This is a genomic window from Janthinobacterium sp. CG_23.3 (assembly GCF_046115965.1).
In the GTDB taxonomy this organism is placed as follows: Bacteria; Pseudomonadota; Gammaproteobacteria; order Burkholderiales; family Burkholderiaceae_D; genus Janthinobacterium.
In genome coordinates this window covers 1-1,432 of the sequence record NZ_JBJXIB010000265.1, presented here as the reverse complement: position 1 = coordinate 1,432, position 1,432 = coordinate 1, and the positions used below count along the sequence as shown (strand labels likewise).

At 72.3% G+C, this 1,432-nt stretch carries 1 protein-coding gene; it reads left to right on the top strand.

Annotation, left to right across the window (positions count from 1 at the left end):
- Positions 1-245: 245 nt before the first annotated feature.
- Positions 246-1,432, top strand: a 1,187-nt coding sequence (locus ACFDR9_RS27680; protein ID WP_409033074.1) for an aminopeptidase P family N-terminal domain-containing protein, incomplete at its 3' end; no start/stop codon positions are given.

Sequence of the window (1,432 nt, the reverse complement as noted above, 5' to 3'; positions counted from 1 at the left end):
GACCCCGCCGATACCGAAACAAGGGATAGGATAAATTTGCGAAAAACCAGTTGACTTGGAATTCATCATAGAAGGTCGGGTTAGCCGGAACGGCGCAAGCCGGCCGGCGCCGGCGGCGGCCCGGCGTCGGATTACGCCGCGCTAATCCGAGCTACGGCGCGCGGCGCAATCGCGGTATGATGGAGGTCCGCCGCGCTCCCCGCCGGCCCTGGCGGCAACCCCGAATAACCGACTTGAGCCAGTTCATGCCCATACCAGAAAAAACCGCGCTGGCGGATCGCCTGGCGCAGCTGCGCCACGCCATGCGCGAGCAGCATATCGCCGCCGTCGTCGTGCCCTCGGCCGACCCGCACCTGTCCGAATACCTGCCCGAGCGCTGGAAGGGCCGCGAGTGGTTGAGCGGCTTCACCGGCTCGGTCGGCACCTTCATCGCCACCGCCGACTTCGCCGGCGTCTGGACCGACGCGCGCTACTGGAACCAGGCCGAGGCCGAGCTGGCCGGCGGCGCCGTGCAACTGATGAAGATCCCGTCCGGCGCCAGCGTGCTCTACATCGACTGGCTGGCCGAGCACGTCGCGCCGGGCCACAGCGTCGCCGTCGACGGCGCCGTGCTGGGCCTGGCCACCGCGCGCCTGCTCGGCCAGGCGCTGCAAGCGAAGGGCGTGGCGCTGCGCGCCGACGTCGACCTGCTGGAGGCACTCTGGACCGAACGCCCGGGCCTGCCGGCGGCGCCGCTGTTCGCGCACCTGCCGCCCTACGCCGCGCTGGCGCGCGCCGACAAGCTCGCCGCGCTGCGCGGCGCCATGGCGCGCGCCGGCGCCGAGCGCCACGTCATCTCGACGCTGGACGACATCGCCTACCTGTTCAACCTGCGCGGCGCCGACGTCAGCTACAACCCGGTGTTCCTGGCGCACGCGCTGGTGACGCCGCAACGCGCCACGCTGTTCGTCGCCGACGGCAAGGTCGACGCCGCGCTGCGCGCCACGCTGGCGGCCGACGGCGTCGACCTGGCGCCGTATGCGGCGGCGCACGCCGCGCTGGCCGCGCTGCCGGCCGGTACGACCCTGCTGCTGGACCCGCGCCGCGTCACCCTCGGCACGCGCCGGGCGGTGCCGGACACGGTGACGGTGCTCGAGGCGGTCAACCCGACCACCTTCGCCAAGTCGCGCAAGACCGCGTCCGAGCTCGAGCACGTGCGCGCCACGATGGAGCAGGACGGCGCCGCGCTGTGCGAGTTCTTCGCCTGGCTCGAAGCGCGCCTGGCGGACACCAGGCGCGGCCCGCCGACCGAGCTGGACGTCGACACCCAGCTGACGGCGGGGGGGGGGGGGGGGGCGGGGGGGGTCAGACCCAGCTTCGTCCCCACCGCCGGATTCGCCACGAACGGCGCGAACATGCACTCCCGCACCACCAAGAAATTGCACCCCCACAC